Origin of the sequence: Allohoeflea poritis, from assembly GCF_027889715.1 — a bacterium.
Lineage (GTDB): Bacteria > Pseudomonadota > Alphaproteobacteria > Rhizobiales > Rhizobiaceae > Hoeflea_A > Hoeflea_A poritis.
The window spans coordinates 1-6661 of sequence record NZ_JAPJZH010000041.1; the positions used below are offsets into that span (position 1 = coordinate 1).

9 protein-coding genes and 1 pseudogene are annotated in these 6661 nt (G+C 54.2%); 7 read left to right on the forward strand and 3 right to left on the reverse strand.

The window, feature by feature from the left end:
- The 3 genes from OOZ53_RS26260 to OOZ53_RS26270 form a co-directional block, all read right to left on the reverse strand.
- Positions 1-152, reverse strand: a 152-nt coding sequence (locus tag OOZ53_RS26260; RefSeq protein ID WP_271092772.1) for a cold-shock protein, incomplete at its 3' end; no start/stop codon positions are given.
- 172 nt (positions 153-324) lie between these two features.
- Positions 325-498, reverse strand: a complete 174-nt coding sequence (locus OOZ53_RS26265; RefSeq protein WP_271092765.1) for a hypothetical protein — start codon at positions 496-498, stop codon at positions 325-327.
- Positions 495-752 carry a hypothetical protein gene (locus OOZ53_RS26270; RefSeq protein ID WP_271092766.1) on the reverse strand — a complete coding sequence of 86 codons (258 nt, stop codon included), beginning with the start codon at positions 750-752 and terminating at the stop codon, positions 495-497. Before OOZ53_RS26270 ends, OOZ53_RS26265 begins: the two co-directional genes overlap by 4 nt.
- Positions 753-1405: 653 nt before the next feature.
- On the opposite strand from OOZ53_RS26270, the gene rpsU reads away from it, so the two are divergent.
- From rpsU to OOZ53_RS26305, 7 genes and pseudogenes are all read left to right on the forward strand, one after another.
- Positions 1406-1636, forward strand: a complete 231-nt coding sequence (gene rpsU / locus OOZ53_RS26275) for a 30S ribosomal protein S21 (RefSeq protein WP_271092773.1) — start codon at positions 1406-1408, stop codon at positions 1634-1636.
- 97 nt (positions 1637-1733) lie between these two features.
- Positions 1734-2720 carry a fatty acid desaturase gene (locus OOZ53_RS26280; protein ID WP_271092767.1) on the forward strand — a complete coding sequence of 329 codons (987 nt, stop codon included), beginning with the start codon at positions 1734-1736 and terminating at the stop codon, positions 2718-2720.
- 1207 nt (positions 2721-3927) lie between these two features.
- Positions 3928-4257, forward strand: a complete 330-nt coding sequence (locus tag OOZ53_RS26285; RefSeq protein WP_271092768.1) for a DUF736 domain-containing protein — start codon at positions 3928-3930, stop codon at positions 4255-4257.
- 214 nt (positions 4258-4471) lie between these two features.
- Positions 4472-4690, forward strand: a complete 219-nt coding sequence (locus OOZ53_RS26290; protein WP_271092769.1) for a helix-turn-helix domain-containing protein — start codon at positions 4472-4474, stop codon at positions 4688-4690.
- Positions 4683-5150: a DUF2840 domain-containing protein gene (locus tag OOZ53_RS26295; protein WP_271092770.1), complete on the forward strand. Its 468-nt coding sequence runs from the start codon at positions 4683-4685 to the stop codon at positions 5148-5150. Before OOZ53_RS26290 ends, OOZ53_RS26295 begins: the two co-directional genes overlap by 8 nt.
- 5 nt (positions 5151-5155) lie before the next feature.
- Positions 5156-5662, forward strand: a complete 507-nt coding sequence (locus OOZ53_RS26300; protein WP_271092771.1) for a S26 family signal peptidase — start codon at positions 5156-5158, stop codon at positions 5660-5662.
- A gap of 238 nt (positions 5663-5900) precedes the next feature.
- Positions 5901-6661, forward strand: a pseudogene (locus OOZ53_RS26305) (relaxase/mobilization nuclease RlxS); the annotation flags it as partial.

The window sequence follows — 6661 nt, forward strand, 5'->3', positions numbered from 1 at the left end:
TCGAAAGACAGTTTCTGACCTTCGACGATCGATCCCAAACCGGCTCGTTCCACAGCGGTGGCATGGACAAAAACGTCCTCTTCTCCGTCATCGGGTTGGATGAATCCAAAGCCCCTTCTAACGTTGAAAAATTTTACGGTTCCGGTACTCAAAACGATTTCCTTTCAATTCTCGAGTGAACGAAGCCTCCGCGCCTTTGAGCGAAAGCGGTAATTATCGAAGTTGAGAGGAAGTACGTCGTGGCGCGTGGGCGTAAAGTCGGGTTCATCAAGCAAGTCCGATAAATGTGTTAAAGACCATGTGTGGCCAATGCGGATCAAGGTCTCAGTCACTGAAACGATGTACATTCGGTGTCGAGCCGCGTACAACCGATGCGTCTTTGGTCGCGGTTTTTTCGTCCGCCTTCTGATTCAATGCCGCAACCCGGGCTGCCTTTTTCTCGGCTTTCTTTCTGGTCCGCTCAGCGCGCTCGGCGCGATAGTTGATTTTCCGCTTCAATTCGCTTTTCCATCTGTCTGTCCATTCGACGCATTTTCGCGCTGATGGAGTTTTTTAATGTCCTTGTAGCCAAGTCGATGTTCGCCGAATTCCAGGAAACAGGAACTGCGATCACGAGGCGTAATCTCATTCATCACAAATGAAACGGCTGCCGCCACGGTGGCAAATCGCCGGTAGGAAGTGGCCTTACGATTGCCGGAGCCCGGCGTGTGAAAATAGAGTTCTGCGGTTTGGTCTTGTTCAGAACTGGTCATGACACAGTCTTGCCGGGCTTCAACTGGGCAATGCCCTGCAGATTCGATTGTCTTTTTATTTCCGGAAGCGACCGCGACTGGATTGGCGTTGGTACGGAAATGCCCAGTTTCTCGAAGACGCGGTGTGGCCGATTAGAAATCCGCAGATCGGTAAATTCGGTTTTCAAACTCAAACTTTCTGCGGCTGGCGGCATGCATAATGCGTGCAATCCCGCTCGCACTGTCATTTCCCATGCGCATTTGGAACAATGATGTCGGATATTTGACGCTCGAATCGATCTTTCCGGGATAAGGACAGTTTGCGCGATCACGAGCTTGCATCACTTATATGCGCTATGGGTGGTAAAAATCAAGCCCTTTACTTAGAAACCAGAAAATAATATTCAAATAAATACATATTTTGATTTTGGCCGTTTGAGATTAATACAAAAGAAATATAAATAAAAACTATTCTGTATTTATACTTCTGAAATAATATTTGTTGACCGGTTCAATATCAGTGGCCTATGATGGCCGTATTGAAAATCCGCGGCCTTCCGTCAAAATTTGCGTTTTTTTGATGCATGGTGTCCTCCCTTTGGTCGCCATGCCGTAGCCTCCAACCGGCAGGATACTCCTGCGCGGTCATCACCTACCCATGGGAGGATAATTTCCTGCAGATAATCGTCCGGGACAACAATATTGATCAGGCACTTCGTGTGTTGAAAAAGAGAATGCAGCGCGAGGGGATCTATCGAGAACTGAAGAGTAGGCGGTCCTACGAAAAGCCGTCGGAAAAACGGGTGAGAAAAAAGTCGGAAGCTGTACGCCGCCGCCGAAAACTCGATCGCAAAAGAGCACAGCGCGAAGGACTGCTGCCGCAATCCGGAAGCAAAGGACGATAGGACTCAATCACATGGTAGCAGCAGAAATCAGCAACCCGCCTTTTATGCTGTTGCTACTGTGACTAATGAGGGTGCGCAACTTTGCACAACAGAGCTGTTGGGGCGGCTTGCGCAATACCGCGGCCCGAATCCTGTACGCAGCACAACTGAGATCGCAATCACGCTTTTTGGTTTTCTAGCAATATGGTTGACAATCTGGTTGGGGCTGAATGCCGGTTACTGGCAAATACTGGTTCTAGCGCTTCCGGGGGCCGGTTTTCTGGTTCGGCTGTTCATGATTCAGCACGATTGCGGTCATGGTTCCTTTTTTCGCCGAAGGCGAACCAACGACTGGACGGGGCGCTTTCTAAGCATCCTTACCCTGACGCCCTATGATTATTGGAAACGCTCTCATGCAGCCCATCACGCAGGCTCGGGCAATCTTGATCGCCGCGGAATAGGCGACATCACCACATTGACCGTTGATGAGTATCGGGGATTATCCCGCTTCGGGCGTGTCGGATACCGCCTTTATCGCAACCCCATTGTGCTTTTTGTTCTGGGACCGGCGTTTCTCTTTTTGTTTCAACACCGGTTGCCGGTCGGTGATTTTGCCAATGCACGCGCATGGACGAGTGTCATGGCCACGAATGTTGCGATGGCCACTTTGGTCACCGCTTTTGTTCTGCTTGTAGGTCCGCAACAGTTTCTGATCATTCACATGCCAATCGTGCTCATCGCGGCGTCAGCTGGCGTATGGCTGTTCTATGTCCAGCATCAGTTCGAGGGCACATCCTGGGCAAGAAACGAGGCCTGGCAGGTGCATGAATTCGCCCTGAACGGCAGTTCGTATTATGCGCTTCCGACCATTCTGCGTTGGTTCACGGCCAACATCGGAATGCACCATATTCATCACCTGTGCGCAAGAATTCCATTCTACAAACTACCTGCGGCTATTGAGGAAGATCCCGCCCTGAAACGGATGGGAAAATTGACCCTTCGCGAAAGCCTGCACTGCGTTCCGCTGGCACTTTGGGATGAGCAAAACGGCCGTCTGATTTCATTTGCTGAGTTCTATTGCAGGCATAACCCTCGAAGTCGTTGAGTGCTCCCGCAAGGTCTAATGCGGCCTTAACTCGTCGATCAATTTAAAGAGAAGCCGGTCATGAAACACTTCCGTCTACCGAAACTGGATTTCACATTTGCTATTATCGGACTGATCTCTGCAGTCATCTTGGGTATGTTCCTGTATACCGTTTTTACCAGCATGAACTGGTAGGCTGAACGGCAGAGGCGATCCAATTTCGACGAAGATTGTTGTGAAGCAGCAGCTACCAACTCCGGATCACTATGTCCGAGGCGATCCTTCAGAGCTCGTTCAAACTGATTTGATGTCCGCTTTGTTGAAAGTGGTTCCTTTTTAGTTGCTGCCGCAATTGGTCTATCTTTCCGATGACGTCGCAAAACGCTGTTGATTGGATGTCTCAAAAGTCTGCGATGTGAGAATTCAGATCGGGCTTGATTTCGCAAACACAGCGAATGTCTCTTTCGGCGGATTGCAAAGCAGCATCCGAAGTGAAGTGTGAACGCCAGTAAAGGGCCGGAGTTTACGAAAGTCAGCAATCCAGACGAGGCTCCGGAGCGGTTTAGGGTCGGCCGAGCGGATCCAAAACGGTATCGCAGCGCCCTAAATATACTGCTGCGGAAATGGAGGCACACGAGTCGGCGCCGGTGACGCGGGCCGGATCAATCATTGCGGGGGTTTCACAGTCCTATCCAACGACCCAGCCGTTTTTTGTACACTGTCAGGTGGAAGCTTCGGTAGATTTGTCAGCCAAGGCGATGGCATTAATCTGTTCGTGCTGATCCGGTTCCGGCTGAATGGCCGCATTCCTTCCCGGTGGTGACAGGACATTTCACAAGCTGTGCCTTTTTACTCTCGCCGCGGCAAGCAGGCGGAAAATCGCGCCAAAAAGCTCATCAACCAGCTGGCATTACGCAAACCTTCTTCCGTACGCGCCAAACCGCGCGGCACTTGGACGCCACTCACGTCAGTCCGATTTATGATCAACCGGAGCCCATTCCCTGCTTCTGCTTGTTGGACCTATGACGAACGGCGGTCGCCTGAAACCGGCAGTTCAAACTTTCTTCCCCTGCGCCTTCGGCGCATTCCTCGCGAGACAACAAAGCCCGCTCTGCCGGTGCTCCACATGCGTTGCGCCCCTTCGGGTTCAGCCGTCCGCCGCCCGCCATCACGGTCCCGCGTCAGCAGGGGATGGTCCCCGGCGACAGATCACAAAGGAGACGATAAGATGGCACAAGCACTTGGATATGTGACGCAGATGGACAAAGGCGGCTTCGAAGGTACGCTCGCCACGATGAGCCTCAAGAAGCGCATCCGCATCCTGCCCAATGCGACGAAAGAGACCGACGCCCAACCCGATTACCGGGTCTACACCGAGGACCGGGTTGAGATCGGCGGCGGCTGGAACCGGGTCGGCAAGTTGAGCGGCAATGCCTACATCTCGCTGACCTTCGCAGCCCCCGAGTTCGGATCGAATAAGGTCTACGCCAATCTCGGCCGGGCCGCCGGACAGGACGACGAGGGCGTCATGGCGATCCTTTGGAACCCGCGCGACTGATGCGAACCGCCCCCGCGCCGCAAGGCGCGGGGGCTATTTCTTTCCATTTGCCAGATTTCCGATCTTGATCTCCGGCGAAAACACGGCCCCCGGTTTTCGCCGGTGCCCGAGTGGCGCGTCTTCGCCGAAATTGGCAGTGTTCGGAGCGGCTTTCTCCTAATCATCCGTTGCACAGACGAACCCGCCGCTACCCCTTGCAAGCACCGGAGCGACCATGACCGATCCCGATCCCACCAAATCCGATGACGGCCCCTTTCTGACAACCAAGGAAGCGGCGCAATTTCTCAAGCTCAAGCCCAACACATTGGAGAAAATGCGGGTTTATGGCGGTGGTCCGGTCTATCGCAAGCATGGCCGTCATGTCCGCTATCACATCGACGATTTGAACGAATGGTCGGACATGAGGAAGAAGGATTCCACCTCCGATGTCTAAGTTCTTCACCAGTGTCGAGATCGCCTTCTATCCGGAATACATTAACTGCTGGCTGCGCTTCGGCAAGCCCGATGCGAAGCACAATCTGGACCGGCGGAGGTCGCTAGTCTTGTTCGGTCCCGCCCAAGTCTTCGGCTATGTGCGCTGGCGCGCGAATGAATATGGCATGCAAAATTGGTCTATCGCAATTGCACGGGCCAGAGCGCCGCTGCAGGTTTTGACACGGCTTGAAGGCATTCATCCGGGCGCGGACATATTGCTGTTGACGACCGGAAAAGCGCGGGTCAAACGCGTGCTGGCGCAGCTCGACAAACTTGAAGCGGCGGGCTTCGAACCGGCCGAGATATCGCCCGCCTATCACCGTCACATTCACAATCGCATCCTCACATCCCGATCGGTCAAACCCTATTCCGATGAACAGCATGACGCGTTTTTGGCCGCACGGGCGTTGGGGGCATGAGGTGCTTGACGCTCATCGCAGTCGTACTTTCGTCGCTAGCGATGGTTGTCTCTTCTTCAGTAGATTTGCCCGTAAGGTTAATCTGGAACGGCTCCGAAAGCGCGCCGGTCGGGCTTTATCGGATCGATGATCAGGCTCCGGAAATCGGCGATTATGTGCTCGTTCGTTTGCCCGACAGCATTCAAGATCTGGTCGCTGATCGCGCATATTTACCGCCGGACATTCCGCTGATCAAACGAGTTGTCGCCGCGGAGGGCGACACTGTCTGTCGCCAAGATCGCGAGATTGTAATCGACAGCGTCATTGTTGCCTTGGCGCGAATGGAGGACAGGATTGGGCGCTCAATGCCTGCTTGGAGTGGCTGCTATGTGCTCGATGAGCGACAGCTGTTCCTGCTGCAAAACCACTCAGGGTCGTTAGACAGCCGCTATTTCGGGCCGGTAGACAGGCGCCTGATTATTGGACGGGCGACGCGATTGCGTCTGCCTTGGCAGGACAACAGGGAAAACTGATCCAGCGTCAAGAAGGAAAAGAGCGGGGGAGGGGTCTAAGGCGGCGGAGGGCAAGATAAAAGGAGAGGGTGCAACGCACCCTGGGAGCCAGTCTGCACATCGGGTTCCACCTGCACATGGGCTTAAAGCGCCTGTGCAGGTAGAAGGGTATATGCCTCTGATTTCAATAGCGAAAACATGGTGCAAGCAGAGAAGGGCGCTTTACTCCGCCGGACAAGCGCCCATGTCTTGATCTGCCATGACCAGGAACGATGACGATATCTTCAAGCCGAAACTCGGTCGGATGCGCAGCCGGGGAAATGCAAAGGCCAAGAACTACATCAATCGTGTGCTGCAACGGATCTCGGTGGCAGGTGAAACCGGCTTCGGAGCAGCAAGGTCGCGCCGCTTCACGGGAGCGCGTATCGGTCGCGGCAACGATGTTCTGCGCCGGCACCACGTGGGCTGTCGGTTCGGGCCAGCCTCCCGCCGCGTCGTTATCAAGTCGCGGATCGTCAAACTAACAGGTAGACTACATGGCAAAGGCATCGGTGCCGCTCGTGCCCATCTCCGCTATATTCAACGCGACGGTGTGACGAGGGAGCACGAGCCAGGCCGACTCTATGATGCGATTCGAGATAATGCCGATGGCGGTGCCTTTCTGGAACGCAGTGAAGGCGACCGGCATCAGTTCCGCTTTATCGTTTCGCCCGAAGACGCAACCGAAATGTCCGATCTCAAACCCTTCGTCCGCGATCTGATGGAAACGATGGAGAGTGATCTCGGAACCAAACTGGACTGGGTAGCGGTCGATCATTTCAACACCGGGCATCCACACACCCATATCGTGCTGCGGGGACGGGACGACCGGGGCAAGGATCTGGTCATCGCTAGGGACTACATCGCCCATGGCATGCGCAGGCGGGCAAGCGAACTTCTGACGCTGGAGCTCGGCCCGCAAACCGAACAGGAAATCCGTCGCAAACTGGAGCAGCAGGTCGAGCAGGACCGTTTCACCGA